Annotated in this window: 12 protein-coding genes; all 12 read left to right on the top strand. The window is 33.4% G+C overall.

Going from position 1 to position 18,553, the window contains the following annotated elements; genetic code table 11:
* The first annotated feature begins 2 nt into the window (after nucleotides 1-2).
* The 12 genes from ruvB (at nucleotide 3) to FLAK523_RS01820 (ending at nucleotide 18,526) form a co-directional block, all read left to right on the top strand.
* Nucleotides 3-1,025 (top strand): Holliday junction branch migration DNA helicase RuvB, encoded by a 1,023-nt coding sequence (ruvB, locus tag FLAK523_RS01875; RefSeq protein ID WP_248905953.1) that lies wholly within the window; start codon nucleotides 3-5, stop codon nucleotides 1,023-1,025.
* A 115-nt stretch (nucleotides 1,026-1,140) separates the two neighbouring features.
* A complete protein-coding gene (gene queG, locus FLAK523_RS01870) occupies nucleotides 1,141-2,061 on the top strand; it encodes a tRNA epoxyqueuosine(34) reductase QueG (protein WP_248908115.1) in 921 nt (306 codons plus the stop codon).
* A gap of 142 nt (nucleotides 2,062-2,203) precedes the next feature.
* Nucleotides 2,204-2,638, top strand: a complete 435-nt coding sequence (locus FLAK523_RS01865) for a CBS domain-containing protein (RefSeq protein ID WP_248905952.1) — start codon at nucleotides 2,204-2,206, stop codon at nucleotides 2,636-2,638.
* A gap of 155 nt (nucleotides 2,639-2,793) precedes the next feature.
* Nucleotides 2,794-5,085, top strand: a complete 2,292-nt coding sequence (locus tag FLAK523_RS01860; RefSeq protein ID WP_248905950.1) for an NADP-dependent malic enzyme — start codon at nucleotides 2,794-2,796, stop codon at nucleotides 5,083-5,085.
* A 68-nt stretch (nucleotides 5,086-5,153) separates the two neighbouring features.
* Nucleotides 5,154-5,735, top strand: coding sequence for a Holliday junction branch migration protein RuvA (ruvA, locus tag FLAK523_RS01855; protein ID WP_248905948.1), 582 nt, complete (start codon nucleotides 5,154-5,156; stop codon nucleotides 5,733-5,735).
* 26 nt (nucleotides 5,736-5,761) lie between these two features.
* Complete coding sequence (gene sprA / locus FLAK523_RS01850) at nucleotides 5,762-12,925, top strand: cell surface protein SprA (protein ID WP_248905947.1); 7,164 nt, start codon at nucleotides 5,762-5,764, stop codon at nucleotides 12,923-12,925.
* A gap of 87 nt (nucleotides 12,926-13,012) precedes the next feature.
* The gene (gcvH, locus tag FLAK523_RS01845; RefSeq protein ID WP_248905945.1) at nucleotides 13,013-13,393 is read left to right on the top strand and encodes a glycine cleavage system protein GcvH; all 381 of its coding nucleotides are present in this window, start codon (nucleotides 13,013-13,015) and stop codon (nucleotides 13,391-13,393) included.
* Entirely contained in the window at nucleotides 13,386-13,760 is a 375-nt protein-coding gene (locus tag FLAK523_RS01840; RefSeq protein ID WP_248905943.1) for a VanZ family protein, read from the top strand. The genes gcvH and FLAK523_RS01840 overlap by 8 nt, the downstream gene beginning before the upstream one ends.
* 196 nt (nucleotides 13,761-13,956) lie before the next feature.
* Complete coding sequence (gene deoC, locus FLAK523_RS01835; protein WP_248905941.1) at nucleotides 13,957-14,700, top strand: deoxyribose-phosphate aldolase; 744 nt, start codon at nucleotides 13,957-13,959, stop codon at nucleotides 14,698-14,700.
* Nucleotides 14,701-14,797: 97 nt separating this feature from the next.
* The gene (locus FLAK523_RS01830) at nucleotides 14,798-16,918 is read left to right on the top strand and encodes a capsule assembly Wzi family protein (RefSeq protein WP_248905939.1); all 2,121 of its coding nucleotides are present in this window, start codon (nucleotides 14,798-14,800) and stop codon (nucleotides 16,916-16,918) included.
* 115 nt (nucleotides 16,919-17,033) lie between these two features.
* Nucleotides 17,034-17,936, top strand: a complete 903-nt coding sequence (gene cyoE / locus FLAK523_RS01825; RefSeq protein ID WP_248905937.1) for a heme o synthase — start codon at nucleotides 17,034-17,036, stop codon at nucleotides 17,934-17,936.
* 2 nt (nucleotides 17,937-17,938) lie between these two features.
* Nucleotides 17,939-18,526: a cytochrome c oxidase subunit 3 gene (locus tag FLAK523_RS01820; RefSeq protein ID WP_248905935.1), complete on the top strand. Its 588-nt coding sequence runs from the start codon at nucleotides 17,939-17,941 to the stop codon at nucleotides 18,524-18,526.
* Nucleotides 18,527-18,553 lie beyond the last annotated feature (27 nt).

The following is an 18,553-nucleotide window of genomic DNA, read 5'->3' as shown; positions in this document are numbered from 1 at the left end:
AAATGAATGAAAATTTAGACCCTACAACTAACGGTTATAATTCAGATGAATTTGATCTGGAAAAAAAATTAAGACCTTTATCTTTTGATGATTTTGCAGGACAAGATCAAATATTAGAAAATCTTAAAGTATTCGTTGAAGCAGCTAACCAAAGAGAAGAAGCCCTTGATCATACTTTATTTCACGGTCCTCCCGGTTTAGGAAAAACAACATTGGCTAATATTTTGGCTAATGAGTTGGGTGTTGGTATCAAGATCACTTCTGGGCCTGTATTGGACAAGCCGGGTGATTTAGCGGGTCTATTGACTAATCTAGAAGAAAGAGATGTCCTGTTTATTGACGAAATACATAGGCTTAGTCCCATAGTAGAGGAATATTTATATTCTGCTATGGAGGATTTTAAAATTGATATTATGATTGAATCTGGTCCTAATGCCAGAACAGTGCAAATCAATCTAAATCCATTTACCTTAATTGGTGCAACTACTCGTTCAGGATTATTAACGGCTCCAATGAGGGCTCGTTTCGGGATTTCTTCGAGATTACAATATTATACAACCGAGCTTTTAACTACAATTGTAGAAAGAAGTGCATCCATTTTAAAAATGCCTATATCGCTTGAAGCTGCTATCGAAATTGCAGGTAGAAGTAGAGGGACACCTCGTATAGCTAATGCATTGTTGCGTCGTGTACGTGATTTTGCTCAAATAAAAGGAAACGGTACGATTGACATTGAAATTGCACGCTATGCTTTAAGAGCTCTTAATGTCGATGCACACGGTTTGGATGAAATGGACAATAAAATTCTGATCACTATCATTGAAAAATTCAAAGGAGGTCCCGTTGGTTTGTCCACTTTGGCTACAGCTGTATCCGAAAGCAGCGAAACAATTGAAGAAGTATATGAGCCTTTCTTAATTCAAGAAGGATTTATTATGAGAACGCCTAGAGGAAGAGAAGTTACTGATAAAGCTTATAAGCACTTAGGAAAAGTAAATATAAATATTCAAGGAGGATTGTTTTAAAATTAAGGAGCTATATCCTTCTGTCCGCTTTATCTTTCCTTGCCTAAAGAAGTGAAGAAAAGGATATCGCTTCCATCAGGGCTAAAAACACAATTTAACTATTAAATATTATTTTATAAATTCTAAATCCAAATACACGCAGTTTATTAAATCCGAAGCCAAACGCCTCGGATTTTTATCTTGTGGTGTATCTAAAGCTGGTTTTCTGGAGCAGGAAGCGCCTCGGCTTGAGGATTGGCTTAAAAAGAATAGAAACGGCCAAATGTCCTATATGGAGAATAATTTTGACAAACGTTTAGATCCCACTTTATTAGTTGATGATGCTAAAAGTGTAATTTCACTTTTGTTGAATTATTACCCGTCAGAAATTCAAAATCAAGATTCGTATAAGATTTCAAAATATGCATACGGTCAAGACTACCATTTTGTAATTAAGGAAAAACTTAATGAATTACTGAATTCGATTCAGGAAAATATAGGGTCAGTAAGTGGTCGTGCTTTTGTGGATTCAGCTCCTGTTTTAGATAAGGCTTGGGCGGCAAAAAGCGGATTGGGTTGGATAGGTAAAAACAGTAATTTGTTAACCCAGAAAGTGGGTTCTTTCTATTTCATTGCTGAATTAATTATAGATTTGGACTTAGATTATGATAATGCAACTACAGATCATTGTGGAAGTTGTACCGCCTGTATTGATGCTTGTCCTACTGAAGCAATTGTATCACCATATGTTGTTGACGGCAGTAAATGTATCTCTTATTTTACCATTGAATTAAAGGAGAATCTTCCATTGGAAATGAAAGGACAATTTGATGATTGGGCTTTTGGATGTGACATATGTCAAGATGTTTGTCCTTGGAATAAATTTTCTAAGGCGCATAACGAACCCTTGTTTAATCCAAATCCTGAAATTTTATCAATGTCCAAAAGAGATTGGGAGGAAATTACCGAAGAAACCTTTAGAGTTGTTTTTAAAGACTCACCAATTAAAAGAACAAAGTTTAAAGGACTACAACGGAATATTGATTTCTTGAAATAATAGATTATATTTTTTGAACGTACAACATCTCTTTTTCGGTTTTAAATTAGTATTATTTTGAATGCTCATAAAATAAAAGCGTATTTATTTTCCGTTTGTTAGAAGTTTTTTTTAAATTTATAGTTAACTAAATCCATTTATTATGACTGTAAATCAATTATTAAGCATAAAAGGGAATAAAATTCATTCAATAGTTTCTACTATCACGGTGTATGACGCACTAAAAGTTATGGGGGAAAAAAATATTGGGGCGGTTTTAGTAATTGAGGATAATATTCTAAAGGGCGTTTTGTCTGAAAGGGATTATGCTCGTAAAATTGTTCTAAAAAACAAGGCCTCTAAAGATACTTATGTATATGAAATTATGGAAACGGATGTGGAAACAGTGAAACCAACAGACGATTTGGATTATTGTATGGAATTAATAACCACTAAAAGAGTCCGACATTTACCTGTATTAGTTGATGATTTAGTTGTTGGTATCATATCTATTGGTGATGTAGTGAAAGCGATAATGGAAATTCAGAAAAACACTATTGAATATTTAGATTCATATATCCATGGCATAAAAGCATAAAGTAATACTCAAATTATATTTGTAAATAGCTGTAAGTTAATACAGCTATTTTTTTTGTGTTAAAATGAATTTTTGAATCTTATAAAAGAATAGTATAAAAGCTTACTTTTTAAGTCAACTCTTATATCTTTGTATACTAGTTAAAATAGAATAAAATGAACAAAAACAGCAAAAGAAGAGAAGCTTTATTATATCATGCTAAGCCCACTCCAGGGAAAATACAAGTAGTTCCAACAAAGAAATATGCCACACAAAGAGATTTATCTTTAGCGTATTCACCGGGTGTTGCCGAGCCTTGTCTAGAAATTGCAAAAGATGTTAATAATGTTTATAAATATACAGCCAAAGGGAATTTAGTTGCAGTAATTACAAACGGTACAGCCGTTTTAGGGTTAGGGGACATTGGACCTGAAGCTTCTAAGCCCGTTATGGAAGGGAAAGCACTATTGTTTAAAATCTTTGCTGATATTGATGTTTTCGACATTGAAGTGGATGCTAAGGATATAGATAAGTTCATAGAAACAGTAAAAGCAATTGCCCCAACATTTGGAGGAATTAATTTAGAGGATATCAAAGCGCCGGAATCATTTGAAATTGAAAGGCGTTTGGTGGAAGAATTGAATATACCTGTAATGCATGATGATCAGCATGGTACAGCAATTATATCTTCTGCAGCACTTTTAAATGCTCTTGAATTAGCTGATAAAGAAATTGAAAAAGTAAATGTAGTTGTGTCCGGAGCAGGATCTGCAGCTTTGGCATGCGCAAATTTATACGTGTTATTAGGAGTAAACAGGGAAAGTATTATCATGTTTGATAAAGACGGTGTTCTATCAAAAGACAGAACCGATCTATCTCCATTACAACAAAAATACGCAAATGGTGCAAAAGGAATTCTTTTAGGTGATGCTCTTAAAGGAGCTGATGTGTTTTTAGGTCTTTCTGCAGGAAATGTACTTACTCCTGAAATGTTACTTGGGATGGCTAATGACCCCATTGTTTTTGCAATGGCAAACCCAGACCCAGAAATTGAATATAATTTAGCAATTGCAACTCGGAAAGACATTATTATGGCTACGGGAAGATCTGATCATCCTAATCAAGTTAATAATGTATTAGGTTTCCCTTATATTTTTAGAGGAGCTTTAGATGTGCGTGCTACAAAAATTAATGAAGCTATGAAAATGGCTGCTGTTAGAGCATTAGCTTTATTAGCAAAAGAGTCTGTTCCTGAGCAAGTAAATATTGCTTATGGAGAAACTAAGTTAAATTTTGGTAGGGATTATATTATACCAAAACCTTTTGACCCAAGATTAATAACGATAGTGGCACCTGCTGTTGCGAAAGCGGCAATGGAATCAGGTGTAGCTTTAAATCCTATTACGGATTGGGCTAAATATGAAGAAGAGCTTTTAGATCGTTTAGGCCATGATAATAAAATGGTTCGATTGATTACCAATAGGGCTAAAATGGATCCTAAAAGAATTGTTTTTGCTGAAGCCGATCATTTAGATGTTCTTAAAGCAGCTCAAATTGTACTTGAAGAAGGTATAGGAATACCTGTTTTATTGGGTAACAAAGAGATAATCTTAGAGTTGAAAGAAGAACTTGGTTTTGAAGCTGATGTTGAGATTATTGATCCAAAAATTAATGAAGAAAATGACAGAAGAAATAGGTTCGCTAATAAATATTGGGAATCTAGAAAAAGAAGAGGTGTTTCTTTTTTAGATGCTCAAAAATTAATGCGTGAACGTAACTTTTTTGCAGCAATGATGGTTAATGAAGGTGATGCTGACGGATTAGTTTCTGGACATTCTAGAAGTTACTCTTCAATATTGAAACCAATGTTGCAACTTATCGATAAAGCACCCGGGGCTTCTATTGTAGCAACTACAAATATGATGATGACTGCCCGTGGCCCTATGTTTTTATCAGACACCGCCATAAATATTAATCCTACCGCTGACGATTTAGCTAAAATCGCTATTATGACTGCTAAAACTGCCAGAATGTTTGGGGTAGAACCAGTGATTGCAATGGTTTCGTATTCAAATTTTGGTTCGTCTACTAACCCTGGTGCTGCAAAAGTTAGGGAGGCAGTGACTTATTTGCATAAGAATTTTCCGGATATGATTATAGATGGTGAAGTTCAGGCTGATTTTGCATTGAATCCAGAAATGTTAAAAGAGAAATTTCCGTTTTCTAAATTGGCGGGTAAAAAAGTAAACACTTTAATTTTTCCAAACTTAGAATCAGCAAATATTACCTATAAATTATTAAAAGAGTTAAATAAAGTGGACTCTATTGGGCCAATTATGTTAGGGATGGGAAAACCAGTCCACATTTTTCAGTTAGGTGCAAGTGTTGAGGAAATGGTAAATATGGCAGCAATTACAGTTATTGACGCCCAAGAAAAGCAAAAGAAAAAAAACACTTCTATTAAGTAATTGTTTTATTTTTTAGATAGATTACGGAGTAAAGAAAAAGGGATACATTTGGTTTATAAATTTGATAAATGATTACACATATACAAGGGAAATTAGTTGAGAAAACACCTACGCAAGTAGTAATTGATTGTGGCGGAGTTGGTTATCACGTGAATATTTCACTGCATACTTTTTCCTTGCTCCCTAATGCAGATTTTATAAAATTGTTTACCCATCTTCAAGTAAAAGAAGATTCGCATACTTTATATGGTTTTGTTGAAAAATCAGAAAGAGAAATTTTTAAATTGTTGTTATCCGTTTCTGGTATTGGAGCAAATATTGCCAGGACGATGTTGTCCTCATTAGACCCGAAACAAATTACAAATGCAATAGCTTCAGCTGACGTGGTAACTATTCAATCTATAAAAGGAATAGGTAGTAAAACGGCTCAAAGAGTAATTCTTGATTTGAAAGAAAAAGTATTGAAATTGTACGATTTGGATGAAGTTTCAATAACTTTAAACAATACAAATAAAGATGAAGCGTTATCTGCTATGGAGGTTTTAGGTTTTGTTCGAAAAACTTCGGAAAAAGTAATTGATAAAATTGTAAAAGAGGACCCCGAAGCTTCGGTTGAATCAATAATTAAGAAAGCACTAAAAATATTATAAAAAATACTCGAAAAAACGATATATAGATGCATAGATTTCGTGTTTTTTTGATGGTTTTATTTTGTGGTTTTGTAACACAAGCTCAAGTAAAACAAGAAGCTCAGGATACTATTAATGCCGGTTTTGCTCTGGGTAAAGTTCAAATAAAAAACCCCAAAAGTATCCTTTCCGCTTACACATATGACCCCGCTACTGACAGGTATATTTATACCAATACAGTTGACGGGTTTTCTATTAATTACCCAATAGTATTAACTCCAGATGAATATCAAAAGTTAGTGTTGAAAGAATCTATGCGTGATTATTTCAAACTAAAAGGTGATGCCATTGATGGAAAAAAAGAGGGAAGTGAAGAGGCAAAGAAAGATTTATTGCCTAGATATTATATAAAATCCGGTCTTTTTGAGTCTATTTTTGGAAGTAATACCATTGATGTGAAACCTACGGGTTCTGTAGAAATGGATTTAGGCGTGCGATACACAAAACAAGACAATCCTTCTTTTTCACCTAGAAACAGATCTAATTTGTCTTTTGATTTTGATCAAAGGATAAGCATGAGTTTGATGGGGAAAGTGGGGACACGTCTTCAAGTAAATGCTAATTATGATACGCAGTCAACATTTGCTTTTCAAAATTTAATCAAATTAGAATACACTCCTTCTGAAGATGATATTATTCAAAAAATAGAAGTTGGAAATGTGAGTATGCCTTTAAATAGCTCTTTAATTAGAGGAGCGCAAAGTTTATTTGGTGTAAAGACACAATTACAATTTGGTAAAACCACGATAACTGGGGTTTTCTCTGAGCAAAAATCCCAAACTAAAAGCGTCGTTTCCCAAGGTGGAGGAACGATTCAAGATTTTGATATGTTTGCTTTAGATTATGATAATGACAGACACTTTTTCCTGTCACAATATTTTAGAAGCAGGTATGATGAATCTTTAAAAAATTATCCTTTTATCGATAGCAGGGTTCAGATTTCGCGTTTAGAAATTTGGGTAACCAATAAACAAACAAGAGTAAGTACAACAAGCAATAATCTAAGAAACATCATTGCGCTTCAGGATTTAGGTGAAGCCCAATTGACTGGTATGGTTGATAATGAAGTGGTGGTTTTAGATCCATCTACCGGGATGTTTGTTAATCCTGTTGATTCTCCTTCAGATAATAAAAATAATAAATTTGACCCAGGGTTAATTAAAACCAATAGCGGGTTGTTAAATAATAACATTCGTGAAATTGTTACTTCAAGTTCTGGATTTAATGCCAGTGTAAGTGAAGGACAGGATTATTCGAAGCTGGAAAACGCAAGGAAATTAAATGCTAATGAATATTCATTTAATGCGCAATTGGGATATATTTCGTTGCAACAAAGATTGGCTAATGACGAAGTTCTAGCAGTTGCCTATCAATATACTATTGGAGATCAGGTTTATCAGGTGGGGGAATTTGGTAATGATGGAGTAGATGCTACTGTTGTAACCGGAAATACTCCTTCAAATCAGGCAATTATTACTCAAAGTTTGATTTTGAAAATGCTGAAAAGCAATTTAACCAATGTCAAAAATCCGGTTTGGAACTTGATGATGAAAAATATCTATCAAATCCCTGGTGCTTACCAAATAAAACAGGAAGATTTTAGATTCAATATACTTTATACTGATCCGTCACCAATAAATTATATATCTGAAGCTAAAGATGCTGCCGGTAATCCAGTACCTTTTCCATCTAATCCTACGGTAGATAATAAAATTAAAGACACTCCTTTACTTAAAGTGTTTAATTTAGATAAATTAAATTACAATAATGATCCGCAAACTGGTGGAGATGGATTTTTTGATTTTATGCCTGGATTAACAATAGACTCTCAATACGGGCGTATTATGTTTACTACTAAAGAACCTTTTGGGGAATTGTTGTTTTCTAAATTGAAAAACCCTAATTCTGTAGAAAATTATAATGATGCCAGTTCGTATAACCAAAATCAGAAAAAGTATGTTTTTAGAAATATGTACCGTAATACGCAGTCAGGCGCTTTACAAGACAGTGAAAAAAATAAATTTCTTTTAAGAGGAAAATACAAATCAACTGGTGGAGATGGTATTCCTATTGGGGCATTTAATGTGCCTAGGGGTTCAGTAGTAGTTACTGCTGGAGGTAGGATTTTAGTTGAAGGGATTGATTATAGTGTGAATTATCAATTTGGAATAGTGCAAATTCTAGACCCATCACTTCAGGCTTCTAATACTCCAATTAATGTTTCATTAGAAAACAATTCTATTTTTGGGCAACAGGTAAGAAGATTTGCCGGGGTTAATGTAGAGCATAAAATTTCAGACAAGTTTTTAGTTGGTGCCACTTTCTTGAAAATGTCTGAGAAGCCGTTTACTCAAAAGTCAAGTTTTGGTCAGGAATCTGTAAACAATACCATCTTTGGGTTCAATACTAATTATTCAACAGAAGTTCCTTTCTTTACAAGATTGGTAAACAAACTGCCAAATATAGATACTGATGTACCATCGAACCTTTCTGTAAGAGGAGAAATTGCTTTTTTGAAACCAGATACGCCAAAAGCAGATCGTTTTGAAGGCGAATCGACCATTTATGTGGATGATTTTGAAGGCTCTCAATCTACTATTGATATGCGTTCAGCATACGCTTGGAGTTTAGCATCTACACCTGACAAAAACGCAAGGAGTACCTATGATTTCAATGCATCAGCAAACGATTTGAGTTATGGGTTTAAAAGAGCTAGGTTGTCTTGGTATTCTATAGATCCAATATTTTACACCCAAAAACCATCTGGGATTTCTAATAATGATTTGTCTTTTAATACTACCCGAAGAATATATAGCGAGGAGCTTTACCCATTAACGGATATCGCTCAAGGACAAACCCAAGTTGTAAATACTTTAGATTTGAGTTATTATCCTTCTGATAGGGGGGCTTATAATAATAGTTTGAATGTGGGATTAAATCCAAAGGATAACTTTGGAGGAATAATGAGAGCTATCAATTCAACAAATTTTGAACAAGGGAATGTAGAATATATCCAGTTTTGGATACTAGATCCTTATGTAGGAAAGGGAGCAATTGCTCCAAGTAATGATGGTAAAATTTATTTCAATTTAGGAGAGATTTCAGAAGATATTTTGAAAGACGGTAGGAAACAATATGAAAACGGACTAGGGCCTGATCAAATATTAGTAAATCCACAGCCTTTATGGGGTAATGTTCCTGCTTCACAATCTTTAATTTATGCTTTTGATACAAATCAAGATACTCGTGCTAATCAAGATATAGGACTGGACGGATTGAGAGATACTGAGGAAGGATCCGTTTATACTAATTATGCATCTGATCCTGATCCAGCTGCAGATAATTATACCTTTTATTTAAATACAACAGGGAACATTATTGAGCGTTATAAAAAATACAATGGAGTTGACGGAAATTCAGTAGTTGACGTTTCAGATCCTAATAGAGGTTCAACTACCGCGCCAGATGTAGAAGATATAAACAGAGATAACACTATGAATACAATTAATGCTTATTATGAATATAGCATTAATGTTTTGCCTAATATGGCAATAGGTCAGAATTACATAACTGATATTAGAAATACTCAGGTTACATTGCCTAATGGAGAAACTACTGATTCAAGATGGATTCAGTTTAAAATTCCTGTTTCACAACCGGAAAACACAATAGGGAATATCTCTGATTTCAGATCAATACGATTTATGAGAATGTTTATGACTGGTTTCAGTCAAGATGTTACCGTTCGTTTTGGAGCATTGGATTTAGTAAGAGGTGATTGGAGAAGATTTACAAATGCTCTTGATTTTAATGATTTGAACGTAGCAGATGATAATACAGATTTAGATGTTTTTGCGGTTAATGTTCAAGAGAATAATCAAAGGTGTCCAATCAACTATATTATTCCTCCGGGGGTACAAAGGGAACAATTGTTTAATAATAATACTTTAATAAATCAAAACGAACAATCGTTGTCTTTAAGAGTTTCAGGAGATGGTTTAGAACCAAATGACTCAAGAGCTGTTTTTAAAAATGTAAGTATTGATATGCGTCAATTCAAAAAATTAAAGATGTTCTTACATGCTGAATCACTGCCTGGCGAAACTACGCTAAGAGACGATCAAATGATTGGATTTATTCGTTTCGGTAATGATTTTACCCAAAACTTTTACCAAGTTGAAATCCCTTTAAAAGTAACAACACCTTCTTCATCATCTGTATCAGATTGTGCTCCATTAAGTGCGGAAGCGGTATGGCCTGAAGATAATAAAATCGATTTGTCACTGGATTTGTTAACTCAGTTAAAAATCCAAGCGATGAGTATAGATTTAAGCTCGTTACCTGCTGATGGAATTTATTATCAAAATGAAGATGCTCTTGATCCTTCTTTAGCTGGAAAATCAAATAAATTAAGAATAGGGATAAAGGGAAATCCTAATTTTGGATTAGTGAGAACCTTAATGGTAGGTGTGAAAAGCAATGAAACGCATCAAGATATCAAAGGAGAGGTGTGGTTCAATGAACTGCGTCTGGCCGATATGGATAACCAAGGCGGAATGGCTGCGGTATTGAATATAGATTCAAATTTTGCTGATTTTGCGACAATATCCGCAACTGGTAAAAAGAGTACTGTTGGTTTTGGAGCTTTAGAACAAGGACCAAATGAAAGAAGTCGTGAGGATATTAAGCAATATAATATTGTAACGAATATTAATTTGGGTAAGTTACTGCCATCAAAATGGGGTATTAATTTACCATTCAATTATGCAGTTGGAGAAGAAATAATTACTCCAGAATACGATCCTTTTAATCAAGATATAAGGTTAAAACAACTGTTAAATGAAACTACGGATGCTGCAACAAAAAACAATTACACGAATAGAGCAATTGATTATACGAAACGAACAAGTATCAATTTTATTGGAGTAAGAAAACAAAGAAGTCCTGAGCAAAAACAACACGTTTATGATCCTGAAAATTTCACTTTCTCACAATCCTATAATGAGGTTCAAAGACATGATTTCGAAATTGAAAATTATGAAGATCAGCAAACGCGTACTTCGGTAGATTATGCATATAGTTTTCAGCCTAAATCAATAGAGCCGTTCAAGAAAACGGAATTCATGAAAAAAAGCACTTATTGGAAAATGTTAAGTGATTTTAACTTTAATTATTTACCGTCAAATATTACGTTCAATTCAAATATTATCAGGCAATTCAATCGTCAACAATTTAGACAGGTTGATGTAGAAGGAATTGGACTTGATCCATTATACAGAAGAAATTTTGCATTTAACTATCAATATGGATTTAATTATAATCTTACGAAATCTTTGAAATTAAACTATACTGCTTCATCAAGTAATATTGTGAAAACGTATTTAAATTCAGATAACGAACCTATTGATAGTTTCTCCATTTGGGACAGTTATTGGAACATTGGTGATCCAAATCAGCACATGCAACAACTTGTCTTGAATTATGAGATTCCAATTAATAAAATCCCTTTATTTAGTTTTGTAAAAGCAAATTTCACCTATACTGGAGATTATAGCTGGCAACGCGCATCTAATGGATTGTCAGAAATTCAAATTAGAGGGACATCTTATAATTTAGGGAATACGGTACAAAATGCAAGCTCTTCTAATTTAAACGCTTCGTTTAATATGGAGATGCTTTATAAATATTTAGGGATATCTAAAGCAGGTAAAAATTCAGGAAGTAAGCCTAAAGCTGTTGCTCCTAAACCAGGAGAAAAAATAGTAAAAGCTAATACGAATCAAGAGGCTAAAAGCAACCCTTTCGTTGATGGTTTTATGGGAGTTTTAACCAGTGTTAAAAACATTCAAATAAATTACACGGAGAATAACGGTACAATATTGCCTGGTTATTTGCCAGGTGTAGGTTTTTTGGGATCTTCAAGACCGTCATTAGGGTTTATTTTTGGGAGTCAAGATGATGTCAGGTATGATGCCGCCAGAAATGGATGGTTGACTAGTTACAAAGAGTTCAATCAGAATTTTTCTCAGGTTTCCAATAAGTTATTTAAAGCGACAGCAAATGTTGATTTATTTCCGGATTTGAAAATTGATTTGACAGCAGATCGTTCTTTATCTGAAAATTTCTCGGAACAATATGATGTTGAAAGCGGAAATTACAACTCGCGTTCTCCATACAGTTACGGTCTTTTTTCAATTTCTACTGTTTTAATAAAAACCGCATTTTCAACAAGTGATGAAATAACTTCTGCTGCCTTTGATGATTTTAGAAGTAATAGGCTTGATGTTGCTAATAGATTAGCGTTACAACGTGGAATTGATATAAACAATCCTTTAAATTTAGATGCGGAAGGCTATCCTGTAGGGTATGGAAAAAACAATCAAGCGGTATTGTTACCTTCATTTTTAGCAGCTTATTCCGGCAATAGTGCTTCGAATGTTTCACTTGGTATCTTTAGAGATTTTCCAATACCAAACTGGGCTGTTAAGTATAACGGATTAATGCGTTATGAAATCTTCAAAAAGAATTTCAGACGCTTCTCATTGCAGCATAATTATAGAGCTTCTTATACTATTAATGCATACAGGTCTAATTTTGAATACGACAAAGATCCAAACGGTGTTGATGCAGGTGGGAACTTTTTCAATAAAACCATTATGTCTAATATCAATTTAGTGGAACAGTTTAGCCCGTTAATTAGAATGGATTTCGAATTAAAAAGTTCGTTAAAACTACTTGCCGAAGTTAAAAAAGATCGTGCTTTATCAATGAGTTTTGACAATAATTTATTGACTGAAGTAAAAGGAATCGAATATGTGGTAGGACTAGGGTATCGTTTTAAAGATGTGATTTTTACATCTAGATTAGCAGATAATCCTTCAGGGATTATAAAAGGAGATATTAATGTAAAGGCTGATCTTTCATATCGAAATAATCAAACCATTGTGCGTTATTTAGATTATAATAAGAATCAGTTGGCGGGAGGGCAAAATATCTGGTCTATAACATTCAAGGCTGATTATTCATTTAGTAAAAACCTTACGGCTATTTTCTATTATGATCATTCTTTTTCGAAAGCAGTTATATCGACCTCTTTTCCTCTGACAAATATTCGTTCAGGCCTAACTCTTCGTTATAATTTCGGAAATTAATTTATTAAAATCTAAACAAGTTTTAGATAGAAGATTGTTACATTTGCGCAACTAAAATTAAATTATCAATAATCAAATAGAATTTATATGAACATACCAGCGAATTTAAAGTATACAAAAGATCACGAATGGATTAGTTTAGAAGGAGATGTTGCAACAGTAGGAATTACTCATTTCGCTCAGAAAGAATTGGGAGACATCGTATATGTTGAAGTTGAAACTTTAGACCAAACTTTAGAAAAAGACGAGGTTTTTGGAACTGTAGAAGCAGTAAAAACTGTTTCTGATTTATTTCTTCCTTTAGCTGGAGAAATTATAGAATTTAATGATGCATTAGAAAGTAAGCCAGAAACAGTTAACGCTGATCCTTATGGTGCTGGATGGATGATTAAAATAAAAGTAGCGGATGTTGCTGATTATGATTCATTACTTTCAAGTGAAGCATACAAAGAACTTATTGGTGCATAAAAATATTTTTTTTTGGATTGCTATTTCGTGGACAGGAATTGTGTCCTTTTTATGTTTAGTACAATCCAGTGATATTCCAGCTGTCAGCATTTTAAATTTAGATAAATTAGTTCATGTTTTTTTTCATTTTCTAATTACCCTACTTTGGTTTTTGTATTTAAAAAAACAAGTAAAGCCGGAGAGTAATTATTTGCCTTGGAAAATACCATTCTTCTTTTCTGTTTTTTTTGGAATCGGAATCGAAGTGTGTCAAGAGTTGTTTACAACTACAAGAAAAGCTGATGTGTTTGATTTTTTAGCCAATTTATCTGGAGCAATTTTGGCTGTAATAGTCATAATGGGTTATAGTAAGATTAAGAATAAATGAAGTTATAAATTATGAAAAATCCTGTTTCAACAGGATTTTTTTTGTTTTATAGAGATTACATCATTTTCTTTTTTTAGAAACATTGATTTTTATCGAATAATATAATGCTTTAAAAGAGGATTAAAATCTAATTGTTTAATTTCTGTTTTTGTGTTTTTTAAATGTATTTTTGTTCTAACTTAGAAATCATGTAATTATGGATGTCAGACAGTATTTAGATTCTACTTATTTGAAAACGGCAAAACAAGCCGGTCTCAATGAAAGTGAGAATTTAATTGTGGTTAAGGGATTTATTCAAGAAGCAATTGAGGAACGTTTTAAGCTAATTATGATTCGTCCTGAAATGGTTTCTTTGGCGAAAGCAATGGTTAATAATGCCAATTCAAATTTAGACATAGGCACAGTAATCGATTTTCCTAATGGTATTTCAACTATAGAAGACAAATTAACTGAAGCAAAACAAGCAATAGCTGATGGCGCGGATGACTTAGATTTTGTTTGTAATTATGTAGCCTTTAAAGAAGGGGATGTGGATCTTGTGAAAGAAGAAATTTTTAAGGGAACACAGCTTGGGCTAGAGCATAAAAAGGTTGTGAAATGGATTATTGAGGTTGCAGCTCTCAATGACAAACAAATTATTCAATTGTCCGCTTTGATTAAAAATGTGGTTATTTTGAATTTCGACGAAAGTCTTTATTCTTCTGTTTTTGTGAAATCATCAACTGGGTTTTATCAGACTCAAAATAACGAGCCTAACGGGGCTACTTTACCGGCGATTGTTATGATGTTAGAAAATGCTTCGCCGTTGCCTGTAAAAGCCGCCGGAGGAGTTAGAACTTATGATGAGGCTGTAGAGATGATTCAGTTAGGTGTAAAGCGAATAGGCACGTCTGGAGCTAAGGCAATTGCAAATGGTCAAAATTCAAATTTTGAATATTAAAATACAATAATAATTTATATAAAATAAGTACACATAAATCTCGTTCTTTGTTCAAATGAGGCACTGTGTTTTCTATACCAAACAAATTACAATACATATGAAAAAAGTTTTATTGGCTTTATTTTTATCGCTTTATTCTTTTATATCTTATTCACAGGAAGTAGGTAATAATACTAATCAATTATCAAATTCATCCGAACGGTTTCCTGTTTTTTCGAATTGTAGTAGTTTGTCATCATTAGCATTAGAGCGTTGTTTTTATAGTGAAGTTCAAGATTTTGTATTTATAAATTTTGAAGTGCCTCCGCATTTGAAACAAAATAATAGTATTGATAGTTTTAAAGTATTATTTGAAGTGGACACCAATGGATCTTTCAAAGTGATTTATGTTAATGCCCCGGACGAGGAATTAATTAAGGAGACTAAAAGAGTTTTTAATAAATTTCCAAAAATAGGACCGCCTACTTATAATGGAAAGCCTACTTATTCAAGATATACAATTAATATTAACATCCCATTGAAGAGTTCAGAACAATTAGCGGCTCAAATACTAGCTAATTCTGACTTGGTTTATAAAGCTACAAAGCCTCTTACGGAACTCGATAGTATCATTTATAAAAAATATAATGGCCCTGAGTATGATAGTCATTTAAATATTCCTTTTTCTCATAGTTATTATTCTCAATTTGACTCTTCATTGAATAGAGTAGGGAGTAATAATCATACGGCTTCAAAACCATATACCTATCTTGAGGTTTCTAAATATTATGATTTAAAAGAGGTTAATAAAGGACTGAGAAAAGAGGCTTCTGGATGGTGGGCTAGAAAATTATGGAATGAAAACACAGTTGAAATACAAGGAGAAGGGTATTGGTTTACTGTTAACCCAATTTTGGATTTGCAGGTAGGGACTTCCTCTGATTCGGATTCCTATACCTATGTGAATACCCGTGCAATTAATTTTCGTGGTGGGCTAGGGAGTCAACTTAATTTCACCACTACAGTTTTTGAAAGTCAAGGAAGATTTGCTGATTATTTCAATCGATATGCGAATTCTATAAGACCTCAAGGAGGTAATCCTGCCATTATACCGGGTATGGGAATTGCAAAACATTTTAAAACAGATTCCTATGATTTTCCTTTGGCTGAAGCTAATTTGACTTTTGCGCCAAATAAGCACATTGATATGCAAATGGGTTATGGCCGAAATTTTATTGGGGATGGTTATCGCTCAATATTGGTAAGTGATGGAGCTAGTCCGTATCCTTATTTTAAATTAAACACTAATTTTTGGAAGTTAAAATACACCAATACTTATATGTGGCTTAAAGATGTTCGTCCTGAGGCGACTCTTGAGCGTACTTATGCCACAAAATTCATGGCTAATCATTATTTGAGTTGGAATGTTTCAAACAAATTGAATCTTGGTTTTTTTGAGTCGGTAATTTGGACTAATACTAACGATAGAGGGTTTGATATGAGTTTTGTGAATCCGCTTATTTTTTATCGTTCAGTGGAATTTGCATCTTCGGCGAGAACTGGAAATGCACTGTTAGGTTTGACCTTGAAATACAAATGGAATAATCAGATAAATTTTTACGGGCAATTTTTATTAGACGAATTTTCATTAGGAGATATTAAGGCTAGAGATAATAGTTGGAAAAACAAATACGGGTATCAGTTAGGGGTTAAATATTATAATGCATTTCATGTTGACAAATTACTCTTACAGTTAGAATATAATCTGGCACGTCCTTATCTCTATTCCCATAGTGCTCCTATAACTAACTATGGGCATAATAATCAAAGCCTTGGGCATCAATGGGGAGGTAATTTCAATGAATTAATCGCTATTGGTCGATATCATAAAGGCAGGTTTTTTGCTGATGCTAAAGTTACAATTGGTACACGTGGATTAGATTTTAACACCACTGAGGATAGTTTTAATTATGGAGGGGATATCTATAAAGATTATGATGAGAAAAGACCGTTTGACAGTGGTGTTAAAGTAGGACAGGGTAATAAAACTTCAGTTTTCATTGCTGACATTCAAGGAGGGTATTTGATAAATCCTACAACAAATCTTAAGCTTTTTGGAAGTTATATATATCGAAATTTCGATCCGTCAACAAACACTTTGTCTACTTTTAAAGAAAATACATCTTGGTTTACCATTGGTTTAAGAGCGGATGTATTTAATTGGTATTTTGATTATTAATAGGTGTAGTTAATTAATGATGTTGATTTATTTTAAAATCTAAATTCTTCATCCTTACTTTTCCAATCTAATGTGTATCTTTGCGCCAGTTTTAAAATTCAAAATAAAAACCGCATTGAACGCTACATCAAATACATTTTCCCTTAAAACGGTTTTTTCAGATTTTAAAGAAATCACTAAAGCTGGTCTGGCAATAAGCGTATTGTTTTCATCTATTGCAGGCTATATGCTTGGTTTTAATAGTGAGAATCCGTTTCAATGGTCCGTATTAGTAATGCTTGCTATTGGTGGGTATTGTATGGTGGGAGCTTCTAATGCTTTTAATCAAGTAATTGAAAAGGATTTAGATTCTTTGATGGACAGGACTAAAAATCGTCCAGTGCCTTCAGGAAGAATGTCTTCAAATACTGCGTTGCTGGTGGCTAGTTTACTTGCTATTATTGGAATTGCTCTTTTATATGCTATTAATCCAAAGACAGCAATGTTTGGTGCGATATCAATATTCTTATATACGAGTGTTTATACGCCGCTGAAAACAATGACTTCTTTGTCGGTTTTTGTAGGTGCGTTTCCTGGAGCCATTCCTTTTATGTTAGGTTGGGTTGCGGCTACGGGAGATTTTGGAATCGAAGCAGGGACTTTATTTTTAATTCAGTTTTTCTGGCAGTTCCCTCATTTTTGGGCAATAGGATGGTTTTTATATGAAGATTATGAAAAAGCAGGTTTCTTTATGCTTCCTACGGGAAAGAAAGATAAAGGGACGGCATTACAGGTGATATTGTATACTGTTTGGCTTATAGTGGCTTCTTTACTACCTTCTTTAGGATATACAGGTAAATTGTTTATATCGCCTATAGCGGCTATTCTAGTTTTTTTATTGGGACTTTGGATGCTTTTTTATTCAGTGCAATTATACAAATTAAGAACGCCAAAAGCGGCAAGAACACTGATGTTAGTCAGTGTGTCTTATATTACTTTGTTACAGTTGATTTATATTATTGATAAATTTTTAAGATAGTTATGGAAATGACAATGACAGTAGACGAACATAATGCAAGAACAGCAAGATCATATAAATTGATATTGTTGTTTGCGATGGTTAGTATGACTATGATGTTTGCAGGGATTACAAGTGCTTTTGTGGTTAGTAAATCTAGAGCGGACTGGTTGAAAGATTTTGAATTGCCTACGGCATTTTATTTTAGCACAATTGCAATTATTGTGTCTAGTGTAACCTTTCATTTGGCAAAAAAAGCAATACAAAAAAACAATCAAAGTGCGACCACTATTTTTCTTTTAGCTACCTTAGCATTAGGAATATTGTTTGTGGTTACTCAATTTGTTGGTTTTGGTCAAATAGTGGAAAACGGATATTATTTTACGGGAAGCGAAAGTTCTATCACGACAACATTTTTATATATTGTAACACTTGTGCACTTAATTCACCTTGCGGGAGGGTTGATTTCACTATTAATTATAATTTATAATCATTTTAAACAAAAATACAATTCTACTCAAACTCTTGGAATAGAACTAGGTGCGATGTACTGGCACTTTCTTGATTTCTTGTGGGTTTATTTATTTTTGTTTTTATATTTCTTTAAATAAGAAAAAAACGTAAATTTGGGAACTTTT

Source organism: Flavobacterium sp. K5-23, from assembly GCF_023278045.1.
Taxonomy (GTDB): domain Bacteria; phylum Bacteroidota; class Bacteroidia; order Flavobacteriales; family Flavobacteriaceae; genus Flavobacterium.
The sequence above is the reverse complement of the archived record's forward strand: the minus strand, read 5'-3'. Positions and strand labels throughout refer to the sequence as shown.